This window comes from Enterococcus mundtii, from assembly GCF_013394305.1.
GTDB lineage: Bacteria > Bacillota > Bacilli > Lactobacillales > Enterococcaceae > Enterococcus_B > Enterococcus_B pernyi.
On the sequence record NZ_AP019810.1, the window covers coordinates 654341 to 673487 of the forward strand.

Consider the following 19147-nt stretch of genomic DNA (forward strand, 5'->3'; position numbering starts at 1 on the left):
AGCTTTTGTTATTCTTAACGATTTTTAGACAACCATTTTTTGGTATGATTTGTTGGACGTTTCGCTTTGATTTGGACAAATTTTTCTGATTTTTTCGGTACATGGATCTCTACATTGTACTTCTCCGATTTGATCATATCGTAAATTTTTTCTGCTGTTTCATCTACTTTTTGTTTCCACTTCATTTGTGCCGCCTCCTTTTTTTCTTCTTATATCTACTCTAGCCTATAATAGCAAAATCAGCAAGAAACAAGGTGTTTTACACAAAAAAAAGAGTGATCTGCAACTGATCACTCTAGGAACTGGGGTAGCTGGATTCGAACCAACGCATGAGGGAGTCAAAGTCCCTTGCCTTACCGCTTGGCTATACCCCAATGAAATGGAGGAGAGTGGATTCGAACCACTGAACCCTAAGGAACGGATTTACAGTCCGTCGCGTTTAGCCACTTCGCTACTCCTCCGAAAGGTTTGTATCAACCTGACTTAGTTATAATACCTAATTTTCCAAGTGATTGCAACCCTTTATTGAAAATTTTTTTGATATTTTTTTATTCGTGTAAATTCCAATGACGAATTACTGTTTCTATCGCATTTTCAAGACTTTTTTCTTTGCCAAAGTCTTCTTCTCCCAAGAAAATCTCAAATTCTTTTGGGCCATACGCTAAAATTTCACCGATCATTTTTTTACCAATAAATAACTGCGTTACCTCATATGTGTTCCCTTTGATCGTTTTTTTGATCTCTTCGGTACGCACTTCAATATCTTTATTCTTTTTTGACATTATTTCCCACCTCCTCAATAGTTTATCACATTTAACGGCAGAAAACATTCACTGCGTGCCTTCTATTTGATAATTTATTTTCCTGCTTCGTGTTGCGCTAGATAATTTGCTGCTGCCCCTATCAGGTTCGCATCATTGCGATACTCACACAGGGTGATCAATGGATCAAAATCATTCAACCCAAAATGATTCGTCAATTTTTTCATCCGTTGATTGATTTCTGTCAGTAATCCCTCTTTTGCAGAAATTCCGCCACCCAATACGATCACTTCTGGATCAAAAGAAAATTGAATACTAAATAATCCTTTTGTTAAATAATCATAAAAAGATTCAACTTCTTCTTGTGCGAGCGGATCACCATTTTCTGCTAATTCAAAGACTTCTTTTCCACTAAAGGTATGTTTATCTAATCCTTTGCGTTCACAATACCGCCACGCCATTTGGACTGCCGTTCCTAATGTACTGAATGTATGCTCCCCATTAAGAAACATCAAGCCAAATTCTCCGCCATAAAGATGAGCGCCTTTATTCAATTCACCATTAGTGAACATCGCACCACCTACGCCTGTACCAATTACTACAAAAGCAACATTTTGATAGCCACGAGCAGCACCTTCATAAAACTCAGCCATTCCCGCGCAATTCGCATCATTTTCCATAGCAACTGGCAGACCAAATAATTCCTCTAATTCAGTATAAATATCAAACCCATGGATATAAGGGATCGCGCTGATACCTTCAATTACTTGTCGTTGGCTGTTCACAACACATGGTGCACTAAAGGCGACCCCACTGATTGCTACTTCTTGTGATAATTGTTGGAATACCAATGATAATTGCGCTTTCATTTCTTTCCATGTAGCTGGTGTTGTGAACTGACCTTTATGTGTTAGTGTTTCTTGTTCCCAATAACCATATTTGACAGCTGAACCACCAAAATCGAATGCTAAAATCCCCATAATTATTTGTTCCTCCTCGATAGTTTTTCATCATTATTTTCACTATGAAACGCTTTCTTTTTATTCTATAATTCTTTGGATAAAGTGACTTGATCTCTCAGAAGTATTCCTTCTTCATAGATTGGTTCTGGGTAGTTATTGATGAAGTAATCCTTTTCTCTTGATACTTCTTTAAAGCCTTTTTTTTGATAAAGATGTAACGCTGGATTCGTGATACTTCCTGTACGGATCAGTATTTTTGTTGGTTGTTTGCATTCTTTGCTAAACTGTTCGAGTGCATGGTCAATCAGCTTGCCACCGATTCCTCTTCCTTGATGCGCATCAGCAACAGAAACATTCATGATCTCACATTCCGTTTCTCTGATTTCATAAACAAGCACACCAATCACTTCATCCTGCTCTTTCCAGATAAATCCATCGCCATTGGTCACATAAGCGATCACTTTGTTTTTATCAGGATCGGCTTCTAGTAGTAATGCCCATGGTAAGTCACTTTTGTTCAATTGTTGAAACATCGCTTTCTCCCATCTAATAAAAATCAATGACTCTATTTTTTGTATTTTTTATAGTCTGGCATCGATTGATCTTCTTTATTACGCGTCAAACGAAAGTTACGAGGCACATAATCGATACCGCCTTTCACAAATGGGTGGCAACGAAAGATGCGTGCTGTTCCCATTAGGGTTCCTTTGAGCGCACCATGTACTTGGATGGCTTGGATCATGTAATTAGAACAAGTTGGATAATACCGACAACTTGGTGGGAACGCAGGTGAAATAAAACGCTGATATCCTCGAACTAAATAAATTAAAATCTTTTTCATATTCTCATCTCCATAAAAAAGAGGATTGGTCATACATCCACTTACCATCCCCTATAACCGGATAAACGGTGTTCTAAAAGCAACTCCTACAGAAATAAGCGCCAAAACCCAAAAATATGAAAAGCTATTTTCGGATTTTGGCGCTTATTTCTCGGAGCTGTACGCTTTTGCCACAACCTCTTTTTATCTTATCTGTTACCTAGTGTACACACTTAACTAAAGAAATCGAAGATATGCAACCATAAGCTCGGTTGAAAGACCTTGAATGGACTTCCACCGCCAATCAAACCATATCCGATCATTGTTCCAATGATGAATAATAGGAGTACAAGTAAAATGACAGCTAAAATTTTTACCAAACTTATCAAAATATAGCGTGGACTCGTCATCTCTCGTCACATCCTTAAGCGATTGTTTGTGGTGTTTTTTCGACTGGTGTTTCTTCTACATTTACACGTTCCACATCTGCACCTAATTGTTGCAATTTAATATGGAAATTATAATAGCCACGATCTAAATATTTTAGGTTACGAACGCGTGTGATTCCATTTGCTTTCAAACCAGCTAATACGAGCGCTGCTGCTGCTCTTAGATCTGTTGCATAGACTTCAGCACCTTGTAATTCGTGATTACCATCCATGATTGCAATGTTGCCATCGATTTTTACATGTGCATTCATTCTGCGCATTTCTTCAAGATGTTGGAAACGGTTCTCAAAGACTGTTTCAGTCACAACACTTGTACCTTCTGCAACCAACTGGATAGCAGTCATTTGTGCTTGCATATCCGTTGGGAAACCAGGATGTGGCATTGTTTTTACATCTGTTGGTAAAATATGTTTTGGTCCGATGACACGAACGCCACCGTCTTCTTCAGTGATCGTTGCACCCATTTCGATCAATTTAGAGATCAATGGACGATTATGCTCAGAAATCGCATCAGCGATCAATAGATTGCCTTCAGTCATTGCTGCTGCTACCATGAAAGTACCAGCTTCGATACGGTCTTGGACGATTGAATGGTTGACTGCATGCAAATGATCAACGCCTTCGATACGCATCGTTTCTGTACCAGCGCCATAAACATTCGCACCCATTTTATTTAAGATATTCGCTAAATCAACGATTTCAGGTTCACGTGCGACGTTTTCAATGATCGTCGTGCCTTTTGCTTTGACAGCAGCCATCATGATGTTTTGTGTCGCACCAACACTTGGAAAATCTAAATAGATCGTATTTCCGATCAGTTGATCGGCGATTGCTTCGATATAACCATTCTTTTGAATGATTTTTGCACCCAAGGCTTGAAAACCTTTTAGGTGTAAATCGATCGGACGTTTTCCAATCGCACATCCACCAGGCATTGCAACTTTTGCATGACCATTTCTAGCCAATAATGGTCCCATCACAACGATTGACGCACGCATTTGGCTTACGTATTCATAAGGTGCTTCAATTTCTAATTCTCTCGATGCATCAAGTGTCACACGATTATTCTCTTCATCAAACGCTACATCTACGTTCAAATGACGGATCACTTGATTCATAGTGAACACGTCAGAAAGAATTGGCACATTATCTAAAACGGTCGTTCCTTCTTCAGCCAATAAACTTGCGGCTAAAATCGGCAATACCGCATTCTTTGCTCCTTCGATCTTTACTGTTCCTTTTAATTGATTGCCACCTTTTACGATGATCTCTTCCATGTTGTTCCCCCAAAAAAATCCGTTGAGTATACATTCGCTCAAAATCTTTTTTATTATATCACTTCTTGTTTTAAAATAGTACCTTTTTTTAAAATTATAGGCTGACGAAAAGATTTCGACATAGCGCAATGATCTCTAAGAAAAAACTGCTCGCTGTATACCCTAAAAAAATTGAAAAAAGGACAATTGCCATTCTAATTTGTGTCGTATGCATTGAACGAAAAAAAGCGTCAACGCGTAAAGAACGCAAAGACCAAAAGGCTAAGTAAATAAATGCCAAATGACTAACGATCCGAATGATTGCATCAATACCATATACTTGCATCATTACGCCCTTTCTAACAAATGTTTTTGATAACTAACACACTGATGATACCATAAATTTTATAAAAGTAGAAATTATTGGTTGTAAAAATGATAAATCTCTGTAATTTTCTTGACAAACTCTGAAAAATGGATGAAAAATATCATTTCTTTACACCAAAAAAATAAATTTTATCCTAACAATGAATGATAAAGAAAAGAAGGCTCTATAATTTATGGGACTGATGAATCAGAATTGATTCTTCAGTCCCATTTTCATTTTAGGTATTAAAAAACATATCGTTCTCTAGTATGATTAAATCACCACAAAATAAACAACTGAGAGGACGATATGCTATATGAATGATTCTATCAAAAAAATGCTGAGAATAATAGAGAAAGATTTGATGATTACAGAGGTCTCTTACGAGACCCTTCAGAAGAAAAAGACGTTGGTCGTCGATGCTGTTCTCTCGCCTACTCCTCGTGCTTGTAGAAGTTGTGGTTCTACTGTGGTAGATGGAAACGGGAAAGCAATTATAGTGAAAAATGGAAAAAAAGAAACGATTGTCCGTTTTGAACAATACAATCATATGCCTTTGGTTATGCGCCTAAAAAAGCAGCGCTATACCTGTAAAAACTGCCGAACCCATTGGACTGCTCAAAGTTATTTTGTCCAATCCAGACATTCAATCGCAAATCATGTTAGATATAAAATTGCTTCTTTACTGACTGAAAAAGTATCTTTATCTTTTATTGCGAAAAGCTGTCAGGTATCTTTGACCACTGTTATTCGTACATTGAAAGAGTTTAAAAGCTATTTACCAAAGCAATCTAAGAAGATTCTCCCAAGAGTATTGATGGTTGATGAATTTCGTTCGCATGCTTCCATAGAAGATAAAATGAGCTTTATTTGCGCAGATGGCGAAACAGGAAAATTAATAGATGTTTTGCCTACGCGTAAATTACCTCGATTAACAAGCTATTTCTTAAAGTGTACCAATCCAGAAGAAGTAGAATTCTTGGTGACAGACATGAACGCCGCCTACTTCCAGCTCACCAAACGTGTTCTGCCAAATGCGAAAATAGTGATTGATCGGTTTCATATTGTCAAACACATGAATCAAGCGTTCAATGAGTTGCGTATCCGTGAAATGAATGAACTTCGTAAAGCAGGACAGAAAAGCCAGGCAGAAAAACTGAAAAAGAACTGGCGCTTTTTGCTAAAAAATCGTGCAAACATCAACCATTATGAATACAAAACATGGAAAAGTTTCCGAGCACCAAAATACCCATTTCTTACTGAAGCAATGATGATTGATCGATTGCTTGAGTTTTCTACGCCCCTAAAGGAGGCGTATCCCTTTTTTCATGAATTAGTTGAAGCCTTTCGAGACAAAGACCCTGACTTATTTTTCTCCTTATTAGCAGAACTTCCCGAAACGTTGGATGACAGCTTTCGGGAAAAGCTTCAAAACCTTCTGACCTATGAAGAAGGCATCACCAACGCAATGATCTATCCTTATTCCAATGGAAAAATAGAAGCGAAGAATACCCACATAAAGACAATGAAACGAGTATCCTACGGATTTAAATCATTCGAGAACATGAGAATTAGAATCTTTTTGATCAATCAATTAATCAAAGTAAGATAACAAAAAATCTGAGCCAGAATGAGGTTCATTCTGACCCAGATTTGATTTTGCACAACTCATCAGTCCTTATTGACAAAGAGCCGAAAAGAAGAGATCGGGAAACACACGTGGCTGCATTAGCACCCATAAGTGTTTGTCCCGATCTCTTCTTTTGGGAGTTGTTCTCCCGCCATAATTCAATTACTTGTCAATTATAGTAATCACTTATGTTTTGATACATTGATACGGTTCACTGCGCGGTGTAACGCAACAGTTGCCCGTTTCAGTTCATTCTTATCTTCTTTTTGTTTGGCTTCTTCGATTTGGCGTTCAGCACGTTGTTTTGCGCGTTCTGCTCGAGTGACGTCGATATCTCGTTCACGTTCCGCACTATCTGCGACGATTGAAACTAAGTTATCGCGAACTTCCATGATGCCGCCGTTCACAGCGATCCAGTCAACGTGTGTATCTGAATCTGTCCGCTTCACACGAACTTCATCGATCGTTAAAGGCACGATGATTGGCGCATGCTGTGGTAAAATACCAAGTTCGCCAGCAGTAGTGCGTGCAACAACGATTGCCGCATGGTGATCATAAACTAAACCATCGGGAGTAACCACATTAACAGTTAAATATTGATCCATGGGGCACCCCTTTCTAGTAGCCTAGTTTTTTCGCTTTTTCGACAACGTCTTCGATTCGGCCGACACTGCGGAATGCTTCTTCAGGAAGATCATCGTATTTACCTTCAAGAATCTCACGGAAGCCTTTGACAGTTTCTTCAACTGGTACATAAGAACCTGGAAGACCTGTGAATTGTTCAGCTACATTGAAGTTTTGTGATAAGAAGAATTGGATTCGACGAGCGCGTGAAACCAATATTTTTTCTTGATCTGATAATTCATCCATCCCTAAAATAGCGATGATGTCTTGCAATTCACGGTAACGTTGTAATACATGTTGTACTTCAGTCGCTACTTTGTAGTGTTCTTCTCCTACGATTTCAGGAGATAACGCACTTGATGAAGAAGCAAGTGGGTCAACGGCTGGATAGATCCCTTGTTCGGTCAATTTACGTTCCAAGTTTGTCGTTGCATCTAAATGGGCAAATGTCGTTGCTGGCGCTGGGTCAGTATAGTCATCCGCTGGCACGTAGATTGCTTGGATCGAAGTGATCGAACCTTTTTTCGTTGAAGTGATCCGTTCTTGGAGTTGTCCCATTTCAGTCGCTAAGGTTGGTTGATAACCAACCGCTGATGGCATACGTCCTAGTAAGGCAGATACTTCCGAACCTGCTTGGGTGAAACGGAAAATATTATCAATAAATAAGAGCACGTCTTGTCCTTCGACATCACGGAAATATTCCGCAATCGTCAATCCAGTTAGTGCGACACGCATACGAGCACCTGGTGGCTCATTCATTTGTCCAAACACCATCGCTGTTTTTTCGATTACGCCTGAATCTTTCATTTCGTAATACAGATCGTTTCCTTCACGGGTACGTTCACCAACACCGGTAAACACTGAGATTCCCCCATGTTCTTGGGCGATATTATGGATCAATTCTTGGATCAGTACGGTTTTACCAACACCGGCACCTCCAAACAATCCAACTTTCCCACCTTTTAAATAAGGTGCTAATAAGTCAATGACTTTGATCCCAGTTTCAAGAATCTCTGTACTTGTGCTTAATTCATCAAAATTTGGTGCTTTCTTGTGGATCTCGCTTCTTTGGGCATCCTCTGGAAATGGTGCTTCCAAATCGATTGTTTCACCTAACACGTTGAACACACGACCTAATGTTTCTGTTCCAACTGGTACAGAGATCGCTTTACTTGTGTCGATGACTTCCATTCCACGTTGTAGTCCATCCGTCGATTCCATTGCGATCGTACGGATCACACCGTCACCTAATTCTAATGCTGCTTCAAGAACAACTTTTGATTTTTGCTCATCATTTTTATAAACAACTAATGCGTTGTTGATATCTGGTAAGGATTGGTCTAAAGAAAATTCCACGTCGACAACGGGACCGATTACTTGAACAATCTTGCCTGAACTCATCTTTTTTCCTCCAATCTCCTTGCTATTCTAGTGCCGATGCTCCGGCAACAATTTCGGTAATTTCTTGGGTGATCGCCCTTGTCTTGCACGGTTATAAGAAACCGTCAGATCATCGATGATGTTCGCAGCATTATCTGTTGCGGTTTTCATTGCAGTCATTCCCGCGGCATGTTCTGCCGTTTTCGCATCGACGATCGCACCATAAATCAAACTTTCGGCATATTGCGGCAACAGTTGAGTCAAGATTTCTTCTTTTGAAGGTTCAAAAATATATTCTTGCTCAAAGCTTTTCGCTTCTCCCGGATCTAAATCTGAAATAGGTAACATTTTTTCTACACGAAATTGACTAGTCAATGAATTGATATGATGGTTATAACATACATACAATTCGTCAAATACTTCATTTTGATACATGGTCGTTGCCATGTTCACGATTTTACGAACCTCATCAAAGCTAGGTTGATCAGACAAATTGCGCAGTTCATACGCTAAGTTGATGTCACGAGCTTTAAAGAAATCCGCTCCGGTACCACCAATGGCGATCATGACATATTCATCTGGTGATTGATGGTCTTCTTCCAAGATGGACATGGTTTGTTTCAATATGGAACTATTGTAGCCACCGACTAACCCACCATCAGCTGTGATCACGATATAACCGGTTTTTTTAACTGGTCGACTGATCAGCATACTATTATAATTGACATCTCCTCTTGGATTAGCCGAAGCAATGTCAGTTAATTGTGTTGCTGTTAAATGCGTAACGATTTCTCTCACCTTATTGGCATAAATCTGGAACTTCTGTGAAGAAGCTTCAGATTTTGTCAATTTAGAGGCTGACACCATTTGCATGGCACGAGTGATTTGGCTCGTCTTTTTCGTTGACGCGATTCGTGTCTTGATTTCATTTAATGAAGCGCCCATTCATCTCACCTCACTATGCATTTTGAATGGATTTCAATTTGTCTTCTGTTGAAGAATTATTTCCTTTTGTTGCCATAAAGATATCTTTGTACTCTTGAATTGCTTGGTTCAACGCTTCTTCTTCAGGAAGATCTTTCGTTGTACGGATCGTTTCAAAGAGATCTGCATGATTTGTCTCAAGATATTCAAATAACTCATGTTCAAAATCTAAAATGCTATCTACAGGGATACTGTCTAAGTAACCGTGTGTCAATGCATATAAGATGACTACTTGTTTTTCCACTGCAAGAGGTGCATGTAATTTTTGCTTCAAGATTTCTACTGTACGACGACCACGATTCAATTTCGCTTGTGTCGCCGCATCTAAATCAGAGCCAAATTGCGTAAATGCTTCTAATTCACGGTAACTTGCTAAGTCTAGACGCAATGTTCCGGCAACTTTTTTCATTGCTTTGATCTGTGCTGAACCACCAACACGAGAAACTGATAACCCTGCATCTACGGCTGGACGAGTTCCTGCATAGAACAAATCACTTTCTAAGAAGATTTGTCCATCAGTGATCGAAATGACGTTTGTTGGAATATAAGCAGAGATATCCCCAGCTTGTGTTTCAACAAATGGTAAAGCAGTCATTGACCCTCCACCTAGATCATCACTTAATTTTGCTGCACGTTCTAACAAACGTGAGTGCAAGTAGAAAACATCCCCTGGATAGGCTTCGCGGCCTGGTGGTCGACGAAGTAATAAAGAAAGCTCACGATAGGCAACAGCTTGTTTAGATAGATCATCAAAAATGATCAATACATGTTTGCCGTTATACATGAATTCTTCACCCATAGCTGTTCCAGCATAAGGTGCGATGTATAGCAATGGTGCAGGTTGAGAAGCGCCCGCATTGACTACGATCGTATAATCCATTGCGCCATATTTTTTCAATGTTTCTACTTGTGTACGTACCGTTGAATCTTTTTGTCCAATAGCTACATAGATACAAATCATATCTTGACCTTTTTGGTTGATGATTGTATCGATTGCAATCGATGTTTTCCCTGTTTTACGGTCACCGATGACTAATTCACGTTGTCCACGTCCGATCGGAACTAACGCATCGATCGCTTTCAACCCTGTTTGCATTGGTTCGTTGACTGATTTACGTTGCATAACACCAGGTGCCATCGCTTCAACTGGACGTGTTTTGTCCGTCACGATTTCTCCTAGCCCATCAATGGGTTGTCCTAAAGGATTGACGACACGTCCGATCATTGCGTCCCCTACAGGTACTTCCATGATCTTTCCTGTGCGTTTTACTTTATCCCCTTCACGAATGGATTCAAAATCACCTAAGATAATGATTCCGACATCATTTGATTCCAAGTTTTGTGCCATACCATATGAACCGTTCGAAAATTCAAGTAGTTCACCACTCATGGCATTTTCAAGTCCATGCGCACGTGCGATTCCGTCACCAACATAAGTGACTGTACCGATTTCTTCGACTGAAAGCACGTTTTCATAATGTTCAATTTGTTCTTTAATCAAGGCACTAATTTCTTCTGCTTTGATAGCCATTCGATTCACCTACCTCTTTGTACTATCTATTTAATTGATTACGCAATTTTTCCAACTGCGTCCGAATGCTTCCGTCGATCACTTGATGATCTGCTTCTACAATTGCCCCACCAATGATCGTAGAATCAACTTGTTGCTTCAATTCGACCGTTTGATAGTTCATTGTTTTAGCGACATTTTCTTCAAGTCTAGTCAATTGTTCCGCTGAAAGTGGGACTGCTGTAGTCACACTTCCCAGTAACAAACCATTATTTTCATTGTAACGATGTTCATATTCGTCGATCATCAAAGGTAGATCGTTCATCCGATTGTACATGAACACGACTTCTAAAAAGTTTTTTACGATTCCTTGATAACCACTGACTAATTTGTCCATGATCAATCGCTTTTCATGAGGTTCCAACCGAACATCACTAAGGATACTCCCTAATTCAGGAACATCAGCATAGATTTTACGTAGACTAAGAAGTTCTTGGTAAATTTCTTCTGTATTATTTGAATCGATCGCCAGTTCAAATAATGCTTTTCCGTAACGTCTACCTACTGTATATTTATCTAGTTTCATTTGACGAACCTAGACCTTCGATATATTGATTGATTAAAGATTCGTGCATTTCTGGAGATAATTCTTTATTCAAGATTTTTTCCGCGATTTGAAGAGAAAGTTCAGCTACATCGTCTTTGACTGAGTTCAATGCCGTATCACGTTCCATCGTGATATCCGATTGAGCTTTACTTTTTAGACGAGCAACTTCTTCTTGCGTCTCCTTCAAAATATTTTGGCGGCTTAATTCTCCACTTTCTTTCGCATGTTTGATGATATCCGCAGCATCAGAGCGAGAAGCCAACAATTGTTGCTCACGTTCTTGTTCTAATTTTGCTGATTTGATGCGAGATTGTTCTGCAGAATCTAAATCATTGGCGATCTTATCTTCACGTTTTTTCAAAATATCGCTGATCGGTCCCCACGCAAAGTGTTTTAATAGGACCATTAATATCAAAAATGAGCCGCTGACAACGATGATATTACCTAACATCGGATTGCCAACTTCTGCAATTGCCAATTGATTCAGCATAGGTTAGCCTTCCTTTCTCTGAGAATCCAGTTTTCTTAGATTGCGTATTTAATAAAATAGTAGATAGCTTTTTTGACTATCGCGCAACCTCAGCATTTTTATTACACACCAAAAACTAGGATCAAGGCGATAACAACACCTAGAATAGGAACGGCTTCGACTAAGGCTACCCCGATGAACATCGTTGTACGTAATTGACCTGACATTTCAGGTTGGCGTGCCATTGATTCGATTGTTTTAGAAATTACTTGACCATTACCGTAACCAGCTCCGATAGCTGCCCCTAAGATTGCGATTGCTGCTGCGATATAATTCATAATTTACTTCCTCCTAAAATAGTTTAAATAGTAATTAAATCTAGTTATTTTACTCTTCTACTTCGATTTTGTGACTCATATATACCATTGATAAAGTGACAAAGACAAATGCTTGGATGCTTCCGATAAATAATGAGAACGCGATCCAAACCATCTCTAACGGAATTGCTAAAGGCAATGAGAACCAGCCTAAGCTTGTCATCATTTTTGCGATTAAAGTTAGCAATACTTCTCCCGCATAAATATTCCCATAAAGACGTAAAGCAAGTGTTAACAAGTTTGTGAACTCTTCGATCACCTTCATTGGAAACATAAAACTATAAGGTTTTAGGAACGAGTTGACAAAGTAACCTTTGAAGCCGAGCTTCTTCACCCCGAATAGATGAGTAAGTGTGATCATAATAAATGCCAATGTTAAAGTTACAAACGGGTCTGCTGTCGGACTTTTCCAAAGTGTCGTTTCGCTAGGTAAGACGATTTTTGTAACTAAACCGATATTGTTCGCAACAAAAACAAAGAGAAACAAGGTAAATGCCAATAAATGAAAATTATTCAATTCTTTTCTAGGCACATTATCTGTAACGATCCCTCGTGTAAAATCAATGACCCATTCAAGTGCATTTTGCTTCCCAGTTGGCTTCATCTTTAGATTTCTTGTAAAGAAGTAAACTAAAAAGAAAACGATCAAACAAGTTAACAACACCATCAAACAAACAGTCCCATCAAACCAAACCGGTCCAATGTGGAACGTTAGCGAGCGTTCATCCAATCCATTTCACCTCTTTTCCCCGAATTTCACATAAAATCAATTTCATGTGTGTATCTGGTTTTTCTTTATCGGTTTCTAACCAAACGGTATCATACCACCACGAAATAGAAATTTCAAAGTATTTTCATGAAAATTAGACACTTTTTTATTTCAGTCTAAAAATCATCAAAAACATGGATGATATGATGCCAGGAAACTCAGAAAAAACCTGTGATAATCATGTTTCATCAGATTAAATGCTAACAAATTTTATCATTAAGTAAATCTAAAAGCACCGAATATGCGAAAAAGGATAATGAAATTATCTAGAGAAATTTTTTAATGTACGATCAATTTGTCGATCCACATCTTTTCGCTTCAGATCTTCTCGCTTATCATACGATTTTTTCCCTTTGGCCAATCCGATCAAGACTTTCGCATAGCCATCTCGGATATAGACTTTCAAAGGAACAATCGTGATTCCGGTATTTTTTGTTTCATTCAATAAACGCGCAATTTGCTTTTTATGCAATAACAATTTTCTAGTTCTTAGTGGATCATGATTAAAGATATTCCCTTGTTCATAAGGGCTGACATGGACATTATGCAAAAAAGCTTCGCCGTTTCTCACACGAACAAATCCATCTTTTAAGTTGATACGACTATTGCGAATAGATTTGATCTCTGTACCTTGTAAAACCATTCCTGCTTCCATTGTGTCGATGATCGAATAATCATGGCGAGCTTTTTTATTTTGCGCAATCAGTTTTCCCTCGCCTTTTGGCATTGGACATTCCCCCAATTCATTTTCATTTTATATTTATTTTTTCTTTTTCTTCTTGGTGACGCCTTTGTAAAAAGGTTTTTTCCCTTTTTTCCCTTTTTCTTTTTTTGGACCATATTTACTATCGGCTTTCTTCGGACGTTTTTTCTTGTCCGTTTGCCGTCCATTTGAATGTTTTGAAGAACCTTTATTGGCTTCTTTTCTTCTTCCTTTTGGCGCTTCCAACGGTGCCAATTCCTCTGCGGAGACTAATTCGAAATCAACCGCTCGCTCCGTAGGATCAGCCTTGACTACTTTTACTCGAACTTTTTGTCCGATCTTGAAAGTTAATCCTGTCCGCTCACCAACGAGCGCTAGATGGTTTTCAATGTAGTGGAAGTAATCTTGTTTCAATTCATTGATATGGATCAAACCTTCTACTGTATTTGGAAGTTCGATGAATAACCCGAATTTCACCACAGAGCTGATGATCCCATCAAATTCTTCTCCCACTTTATCCATCATAAACTCGGCTTTCTTCATTGAGTCCACTTCACGTTCTGTTTCAACTGCACGTCGCTCCATTTTCGAGCTATGATCGGCAATATCAGGCAGTGCATTTTCCCAATGCGTCTGATTGCTTTCACTTGGATCTTGACCATATGAACGAATCAAACGATGCACGATCAAGTCTGGATAACGACGGATCGGTGACGTGAAATGTGTATAGTACTCTGCTGCTAATCCGTAATGACCAAAATTATCCTCAGAATAGCGTGCTTGTTGCATACTTCTTAACAACATGGTATTGATCACTGCTGACTCCGGTTTTTCTTCAACATCTTCGATCACTTTTTGTAAGTCCTTAGGTGTGATCGTGCCCTTCGTTCCTTTGACTAAAATCCCTAAAGCAGATGCAAAATCAAAGAATCGTTGCATTTTCTCTTCTTTTGGTTGCTCATGGATACGATAAATAAAAGGGAAATTCGCACGTGAATAATGTTCTGCCACCGTTTCATTGGCTGCTAACATAAAGGATTCAATCAAACGTTCTCCTACACCACGACTCCGCAAGAGGATATCTTGAGGGTGACCGTCTGGATCAACCATGATTTTGGCTTCCCGATCTTCAAAAGAGATCGCACCACGACGAATACGCATCGTCTCTAAGATCTCATGCAACTCACCCATCGCTTGAAACATAGGAACCAATGGTTCATAGCGAGCCATAGTTTCTTCGTCTTGCTCTTCTAAGATCTGATTGACTGCTGTATAAGTCATTCGCTCTGTTGTTTGGATCACACTTGGAAAAATCTCATGAGAAATGATTTTCCCTGTTGGGTCGATCTCCATTTCACAACTCATCGTTAAACGAGGAACCTTAGGATTCAGCGAACAAATACCATTTGATAAACGTTGCGGGATCATCGGAATCACACGATCAGTCAAATACACACTTGTTCCACGTTCATAGGCTTCACGATCTAATTGACTGCCTTCTGTCACATAATATGAAACATCGGCAATGTGGACGCCTAAAAAGTAATTCCCATTATCTAACTTTCTAACTGTGACTGCATCATCTAAATCTTTGGCATCTTCGCCATCGATCGTCACGATCAATTGGTCACGTAAATCCCTGCGACCAATCAAATCTTTGTCACTGATACTATCTGGTACAGCATCTGCTTCGCTTAATACATCATCCGGAAACTGGGTCGGTATTCCATTGGCTACGACAATCGATAAAATATCCATCCCAGGATCATTCTTATGACCAATGACTTGTTTGATGATTCCTTCTAAACTCGTTGCATAGCTTTTTTCTGGATAATGGGTCAATTCGATCAGCACGATACTTCCATCTACTGGACGGACACCTTCTGCTGCGGCGTACACTTTGAATTGATTCATTTTTTTATCTTTTGGAATGACTACTCCATAAAGATCCGTTTCTGCCATTTCATCTTCTGTATAAGCGATGAACTCTCCGGCAATTTGTGTGGTTGCGCGTTGACGAATCTCAACGACCTTTCCTTCGGCTCCACGATCCGAAAAGGCATCCGCCGTTTTGACGATATCGATTGCAACAGTATCCCCGTCCATCGCATAGCCAGTCGCTTCTTTAGGGATATACACATCATCTTCTTCAGGATCGATCGTGACAAACCCAAATCCTCGCTCATTTGCGCGGAACGTTCCTTCAATCAAAATAGGCTGAAGTGGCAGTTTGATTTTTCCTTTTTTGGTAAATACGATACTTTGTTCTCTTTCCATCTGTGCGATGGTTTGCACTAGTAATTTAAAATCTTCGCTTTTTTGAAAGCCAAGACCTTCAGCGATTTCTTCCATCGAAAAACTTTTCTTGCGACTGCTTTCAATAAAGAAAATGATTTTTTCTTTTAATGTTTCTTTTGTCATTATTATTCCTCATTCCAAGGTAAGTTCTCTAGAAAATCCAGTACATCCTTTTCAAACGCTTTTCTTGCTATTCCTACTGTGATCACATGCTTACTTTCTGGATACCAGTGTAAGGAAATGTCAGTTTGCGTAAGTTTTTTTGCTGTCTCGTAGACACCATAAGGATCAATCATTTCATCTTGACCCGCTTGAGCCATGAATACTGGTTTTTGGATATCTGATAACTTACTTTCTGTTATTGCTGCTTGCTCTTGAATATCTATTAATTGTTGCTGTACTCGTGGCCGAAAGCTTTCGACTTTTTGTTCGATCATCGACTCCGATTCACCGGCAATTTTCAAGACCTGGCGTACATAATTCTCAAAATTCTCCGGCACATGATTTTCTACTGGAGAAATTGGCGAACAAAAAAATCCGCCTCCTATCATCGGAAATTCTGATAATGCTCGAACGGCAAAAATGCCACCCATCGACAATCCTAATACGGCGATGTCAGAAAATCCTTCATCGTTGAGAAACTTGATCGCTTGTTTCGTGTCTTGCCACCACGTCTCAGCGTCCTGTTCTAAGATCTCATTTGGAGCAAGCGTGCCATGTCCTGTAAACATTGGGGCATAGACCGAATAGTTTGATTTCTCTAAAAAACGGGCTAACATCCGTACATCATTTGGACTACCTGAATACGCATGCAATAAGAGGATTGCACGCTTCCCATGTTTTTCATAAATAGGTTGTGGTAGACTTTTCATTTTATTCACCTCATTAGCCTTATTTTACCATAGTTAGCAAATACCTTCTTATATAACGGTTCTTTTTCTATTCAACAAAAAAGGTCTGGGAGCATTTCGTTTCCCAGACCTTCTATTTTTTTGAACAATCGATGAACCATCCGTGTATCCTCAAAATCTGAATGAAGCAAATGATCACTTCTGATCATTAGTTTCGAACGATTTATTTAGAAGATAAAAATGCAAGTACGAACAACAGAATCATCCATACAGCGCCCATAACAGCTGTCGAGCGTTGCATTACTGCTTCAAATCCACGTGCTTTTTGCTTTCCGAATAATTGATCTGCGCCACCTGTAAATGCACTTGCTGCACTATTTTGTTTGCTTGGTTGCATCATGATCGCAATGACCATCATAATCGAGATGACAATGACGATCCCTAAAATAATATTATACATCAAACAGCCTCCTTTCTCAAAATATCGTCCTTCTAACTTTATCACATAACATGTCTTGTGACAACAGTGTTTCATAAGATGGGCGATGTTTTAGAGAACATTTCTAGGCTTTTTTACATCGATTTTTTTGCAGGTTCTGTGACAAACGATCCACCTGTATCCTCCTCTAAAATCAATGCTTTTTTGCTAACCATTAACGCTTATTTCCGCCAAACATCATGATATTCAGCTTTTCTCTCAAACTCCGCTTTTGCGTAGGGGCATAGCGGAATAACTTTTCTGCCAGTACGTCTGGCTACTTCCACTCCTGTAGCAACCAATTTTTCTGCTAATTTCTGTCCACGAAATGCAGGATCAACAAATGTATGATCAATGATCATAATATCAGGACCAGCATCAGACCACGTCATTTCTCCTATTTCATTTTGTTCATCGTCCAATAACACTAAGCGATTCTTTTCTTCTTTGATTTCCATCATTTCACTCTCCCAACCCTAAAATAACGAACAGTTTCTTTATTCAATTTGATTTTACCAGTCCTATTTTTTTCAAACAATCATTTTTACTTATAGACCCACTCTTTGCTCAATGAATGAAAAAATCACTGTCCAGTAGGTCTCTGGATCTTTACTGACTGCTTCTAAATGTTCTGCTCCAGGCACTAGCAGTAAGGCTTTATCTCCTGCCGTTGCATTTTGGATCGTATAAGCTGCTTCCATCGGAACAAAATGATCATGTTCACCATGGATGATCAGAACGGGTAAATGATTGCTCCCTAACTGTCTCGTTGCTGATGCCTGTTTCAAAGAATAGCCTGCATATTTTTGTGCGTAACGATTCGCATGTCGCATAATGATTTTTTTGGGAAAAACTGTCAATTTGCTTAACATATAACGAAATTCTGAATAAACGGATACAAAGCCACTATCAAGGACCAAGCCTTTGACAGCACTCGGCAACTTCTCGCCACTAGCCATCATGATCGTAGAAGCCCCCATTGAGCCTCCATGTAAGATGATCTTAGCCTCTGGCTCTCGTTGCAAGATCTCATTGATCCAGAGTATCAGATCTAATCGATCCAACCACCCCATCCCAATGATCTCCCCTTCACTTTCCCCATGGGCACGCAAATCAGGGATCAAGACATTGAATCCTTTTTCTGCATACTTTTTCCCGATATAAGACATGTCTTTTTTTCCTGTGCTGCGATAGTCATGGACACAGACTACCCATTTACCTTTGTTCGAATAAGTAGAGAATATCCTCCCCTTCAATTTTAACCCCTCTTGACTTTTAGTCATAATGGGTTCTCCTTGTTGCCAAAAATCTTCTGCTAGATCTTCTAAACGTTGGCGTTGCTCTTCGACTGTCGTCAAAGAGGCAGGGTCCATGAGTTGATGACCTGTCTCTTCATACCAAGCATAACCACGTTGTAATCCAGTTTTGATCAACTTCTTTGCGTACAGATAAGCAATAAAATGATAACTACCGATCATTAATAACATAATTAATAAACTATAAAAAACAATCACTTGCATCCCACACTTTCTACTTGGTGATTGAAACAAAAATTCAAGTATGCTAAATGGTGCTCTAGCATTCTCCTACGTATTTCAACGTTCATTTCTATTGTACCACGTTCTACCAAAGAGGCAGACAGTGAACCATTGACCAGCTGTAATTTTAAACACCTTATTCCTTACAAACGATCTTCTCTTCCTACTTCTAACACTCATAAGAGATAATGAATTGTTTGCATAACATTTACATTCTTCATAAAAATAAGTATACTAATGCCGTGCATTGGAATCAAGGGTTGACCCCTTGGACTGGTTCGGAAACTTCCCAGGATAAAAAACTAAGTGTCTCT

General features: G+C 39.2%; 22 protein-coding genes, 2 tRNA genes, 1 pseudogene and 1 riboswitch. Of the genes and pseudogenes, 1 reads left to right on the plus strand and 24 read right to left on the minus strand.

From position 1 onward, the window contains the following. Positions 1-14: 14 nt before the first annotated feature. From HZ311_RS03055 to HZ311_RS03100, 10 genes are all read right to left on the minus strand, one after another. Complete coding sequence (locus HZ311_RS03055) at positions 15-185, minus strand: hypothetical protein (RefSeq protein WP_010734900.1); 171 nt, start codon at positions 183-185, stop codon at positions 15-17. A 117-nt stretch (positions 186-302) separates the two neighbouring features. After that, positions 303-374 (minus strand) — tRNA-Gln (locus HZ311_RS03060). Between the two features lie 6 nt (positions 375-380). Continuing rightward, positions 381-461, minus strand: a tRNA-Tyr gene (locus HZ311_RS03065). 87 nt (positions 462-548) lie between these two features. Then, positions 549-782, minus strand: a complete 234-nt coding sequence (locus HZ311_RS03070) for a DUF2969 domain-containing protein (RefSeq protein WP_010734899.1) — start codon at positions 780-782, stop codon at positions 549-551. A 74-nt stretch (positions 783-856) separates the two neighbouring features. After that, positions 857-1741: an ROK family protein gene (locus tag HZ311_RS03075; protein WP_178946469.1), complete on the minus strand. Its 885-nt coding sequence runs from the start codon at positions 1739-1741 to the stop codon at positions 857-859. A gap of 65 nt (positions 1742-1806) precedes the next feature. Further along, entirely contained in the window at positions 1807-2256 is a 450-nt protein-coding gene (locus tag HZ311_RS03080; protein WP_010734897.1) for a GNAT family N-acetyltransferase, read from the minus strand. 32 nt (positions 2257-2288) lie between these two features. Further along, on the minus strand, positions 2289-2564 hold the full coding sequence (gene yidD, locus HZ311_RS03085) for a membrane protein insertion efficiency factor YidD (protein WP_010734896.1): 276 nt from the start codon (positions 2562-2564) through the stop codon (positions 2289-2291). A gap of 212 nt (positions 2565-2776) precedes the next feature. Then, positions 2777-2953: a DNA-directed RNA polymerase subunit beta gene (locus tag HZ311_RS03090; protein ID WP_010734895.1), complete on the minus strand. Its 177-nt coding sequence runs from the start codon at positions 2951-2953 to the stop codon at positions 2777-2779. Positions 2954-2967: 14 nt separating this feature from the next. Then, entirely contained in the window at positions 2968-4269 is a 1302-nt protein-coding gene (gene murA, locus HZ311_RS03095; protein WP_010734894.1) for a UDP-N-acetylglucosamine 1-carboxyvinyltransferase, read from the minus strand. Positions 4270-4363: 94 nt separating this feature from the next. After that, complete coding sequence (locus tag HZ311_RS03100; protein ID WP_029594144.1) at positions 4364-4594, minus strand: DUF1146 family protein; 231 nt, start codon at positions 4592-4594, stop codon at positions 4364-4366. Between the two features lie 337 nt (positions 4595-4931). On the opposite strand from HZ311_RS03100, the gene HZ311_RS03105 reads away from it, so the two are divergent. Continuing rightward, the gene (locus HZ311_RS03105) at positions 4932-6227 is read left to right on the plus strand and encodes an ISL3-like element ISEfa11 family transposase (RefSeq protein ID WP_010734358.1); all 1296 of its coding nucleotides are present in this window, start codon (positions 4932-4934) and stop codon (positions 6225-6227) included. A 200-nt stretch (positions 6228-6427) separates the two neighbouring features. Here HZ311_RS03105 and HZ311_RS03110 read toward each other — a convergent pair whose 3' ends face one another. The 14 genes and pseudogenes from HZ311_RS03110 to HZ311_RS03175 all read right to left on the minus strand — a co-directional run bounded on the left by HZ311_RS03110 (position 6428) and on the right by HZ311_RS03175 (position 18809). Continuing rightward, positions 6428-6850, minus strand: a complete 423-nt coding sequence (locus HZ311_RS03110) for a F0F1 ATP synthase subunit epsilon (protein WP_010734892.1) — start codon at positions 6848-6850, stop codon at positions 6428-6430. A gap of 13 nt (positions 6851-6863) precedes the next feature. Continuing rightward, positions 6864-8270 (minus strand): F0F1 ATP synthase subunit beta, encoded by a 1407-nt coding sequence (atpD, locus tag HZ311_RS03115; protein ID WP_010734891.1) that lies wholly within the window; start codon positions 8268-8270, stop codon positions 6864-6866. 22 nt (positions 8271-8292) lie between these two features. After that, positions 8293-9194, minus strand: a pseudogene (locus tag HZ311_RS03120) (F0F1 ATP synthase subunit gamma). A gap of 13 nt (positions 9195-9207) precedes the next feature. Beyond that, positions 9208-10764, minus strand: coding sequence for a F0F1 ATP synthase subunit alpha (atpA, locus tag HZ311_RS03125; protein ID WP_010734889.1), 1557 nt, complete (start codon positions 10762-10764; stop codon positions 9208-9210). A 22-nt stretch (positions 10765-10786) separates the two neighbouring features. Further along, the gene (gene atpH, locus HZ311_RS03130; RefSeq protein WP_010734888.1) at positions 10787-11329 is read right to left on the minus strand and encodes an ATP synthase F1 subunit delta; all 543 of its coding nucleotides are present in this window, start codon (positions 11327-11329) and stop codon (positions 10787-10789) included. Further along, positions 11316-11840, minus strand: coding sequence for a F0F1 ATP synthase subunit B (gene atpF / locus HZ311_RS03135; RefSeq protein ID WP_010734887.1), 525 nt, complete (start codon positions 11838-11840; stop codon positions 11316-11318). The genes atpH and atpF overlap by 14 nt, the downstream gene beginning before the upstream one ends. A gap of 101 nt (positions 11841-11941) precedes the next feature. After that, positions 11942-12157: an ATP synthase F0 subunit C gene (atpE, locus tag HZ311_RS03140; protein WP_010734886.1), complete on the minus strand. Its 216-nt coding sequence runs from the start codon at positions 12155-12157 to the stop codon at positions 11942-11944. A gap of 49 nt (positions 12158-12206) precedes the next feature. Next, entirely contained in the window at positions 12207-12926 is a 720-nt protein-coding gene (gene atpB, locus HZ311_RS03145; protein ID WP_010734885.1) for a F0F1 ATP synthase subunit A, read from the minus strand. Between the two features lie 301 nt (positions 12927-13227). Next, the gene (smpB, locus tag HZ311_RS03150; RefSeq protein WP_010734884.1) at positions 13228-13692 is read right to left on the minus strand and encodes an SsrA-binding protein SmpB; all 465 of its coding nucleotides are present in this window, start codon (positions 13690-13692) and stop codon (positions 13228-13230) included. Positions 13693-13725: 33 nt separating this feature from the next. Then, positions 13726-16089, minus strand: a complete 2364-nt coding sequence (gene rnr / locus HZ311_RS03155; protein WP_023520038.1) for a ribonuclease R — start codon at positions 16087-16089, stop codon at positions 13726-13728. A 2-nt stretch (positions 16090-16091) separates the two neighbouring features. Then, positions 16092-16838, minus strand: a complete 747-nt coding sequence (locus tag HZ311_RS03160; RefSeq protein WP_010734882.1) for an alpha/beta hydrolase — start codon at positions 16836-16838, stop codon at positions 16092-16094. A gap of 202 nt (positions 16839-17040) precedes the next feature. Further along, entirely contained in the window at positions 17041-17277 is a 237-nt protein-coding gene (secG, locus tag HZ311_RS03165; protein ID WP_010734881.1) for a preprotein translocase subunit SecG, read from the minus strand. Between the two features lie 200 nt (positions 17278-17477). Further along, positions 17478-17753 (minus strand): GNAT family N-acetyltransferase, encoded by a 276-nt coding sequence (locus HZ311_RS03170; protein ID WP_019724263.1) that lies wholly within the window; start codon positions 17751-17753, stop codon positions 17478-17480. Between the two features lie 90 nt (positions 17754-17843). Beyond that, complete coding sequence (locus HZ311_RS03175) at positions 17844-18809, minus strand: alpha/beta hydrolase (RefSeq protein ID WP_029594240.1); 966 nt, start codon at positions 18807-18809, stop codon at positions 17844-17846. A gap of 291 nt (positions 18810-19100) precedes the next feature. Continuing rightward, positions 19101-19145: riboswitch (PreQ1 riboswitch) on the plus strand. Positions 19146-19147: the final 2 nt, after the last annotated feature.

Excerpts from the sequence above, each read along its gene's own strand:
- HZ311_RS03055 (WP_010734900.1), bottom strand. The coding sequence starts at position 185 with ATGAAGTGGAAACAAAAAGTAGATGAAACAGCAGAAAAAATTTACGAT.
- HZ311_RS03070 (WP_010734899.1), bottom strand. The coding sequence starts at position 782 with ATGTCAAAAAAGAATAAAGATATTGAAGTGCGTACCGAAGAGATCAAA.
- HZ311_RS03075 (WP_178946469.1), bottom strand. The coding sequence starts at position 1,741 with ATGGGGATTTTAGCATTCGATTTTGGTGGTTCAGCTGTCAAATATGGT.
- HZ311_RS03080 (WP_010734897.1), bottom strand. The coding sequence starts at position 2,256 with ATGTTTCAACAATTGAACAAAAGTGACTTACCATGGGCATTACTACTA.
- yidD (WP_010734896.1), bottom strand. The coding sequence starts at position 2,564 with ATGAAAAAGATTTTAATTTATTTAGTTCGAGGATATCAGCGTTTTATT.
- HZ311_RS03090 (WP_010734895.1), bottom strand. The coding sequence starts at position 2,953 with ATGACGAGTCCACGCTATATTTTGATAAGTTTGGTAAAAATTTTAGCT.
- murA (WP_010734894.1), bottom strand. The coding sequence starts at position 4,269 with ATGGAAGAGATCATCGTAAAAGGTGGCAATCAATTAAAAGGAACAGTA.
- HZ311_RS03100 (WP_029594144.1), bottom strand. The coding sequence starts at position 4,594 with ATGCAAGTATATGGTATTGATGCAATCATTCGGATCGTTAGTCATTTG.
- HZ311_RS03105 (WP_010734358.1), top strand. The coding sequence starts at position 4,932 with ATGAATGATTCTATCAAAAAAATGCTGAGAATAATAGAGAAAGATTTG.
- HZ311_RS03110 (WP_010734892.1), bottom strand. The coding sequence starts at position 6,850 with ATGGATCAATATTTAACTGTTAATGTGGTTACTCCCGATGGTTTAGTT.
- atpD (WP_010734891.1), bottom strand. The coding sequence starts at position 8,270 with ATGAGTTCAGGCAAGATTGTTCAAGTAATCGGTCCCGTTGTCGACGTG.
- atpA (WP_010734889.1), bottom strand. The coding sequence starts at position 10,764 with ATGGCTATCAAAGCAGAAGAAATTAGTGCCTTGATTAAAGAACAAATT.
- atpH (WP_010734888.1), bottom strand. The coding sequence starts at position 11,329 with ATGAAACTAGATAAATATACAGTAGGTAGACGTTACGGAAAAGCATTA.
- atpF (WP_010734887.1), bottom strand. The coding sequence starts at position 11,840 with ATGCTGAATCAATTGGCAATTGCAGAAGTTGGCAATCCGATGTTAGGT.
- atpE (WP_010734886.1), bottom strand. The coding sequence starts at position 12,157 with ATGAATTATATCGCAGCAGCAATCGCAATCTTAGGGGCAGCTATCGGA.
- smpB (WP_010734884.1), bottom strand. The coding sequence starts at position 13,692 with ATGCCAAAAGGCGAGGGAAAACTGATTGCGCAAAATAAAAAAGCTCGC.
- rnr (WP_023520038.1), bottom strand. The coding sequence starts at position 16,089 with ATGACAAAAGAAACATTAAAAGAAAAAATCATTTTCTTTATTGAAAGC.
- HZ311_RS03160 (WP_010734882.1), bottom strand. The coding sequence starts at position 16,838 with ATGAAAAGTCTACCACAACCTATTTATGAAAAACATGGGAAGCGTGCA.
- secG (WP_010734881.1), bottom strand. The coding sequence starts at position 17,277 with ATGTATAATATTATTTTAGGGATCGTCATTGTCATCTCGATTATGATG.
- HZ311_RS03170 (WP_019724263.1), bottom strand. The coding sequence starts at position 17,753 with ATGGAAATCAAAGAAGAAAAGAATCGCTTAGTGTTATTGGACGATGAA.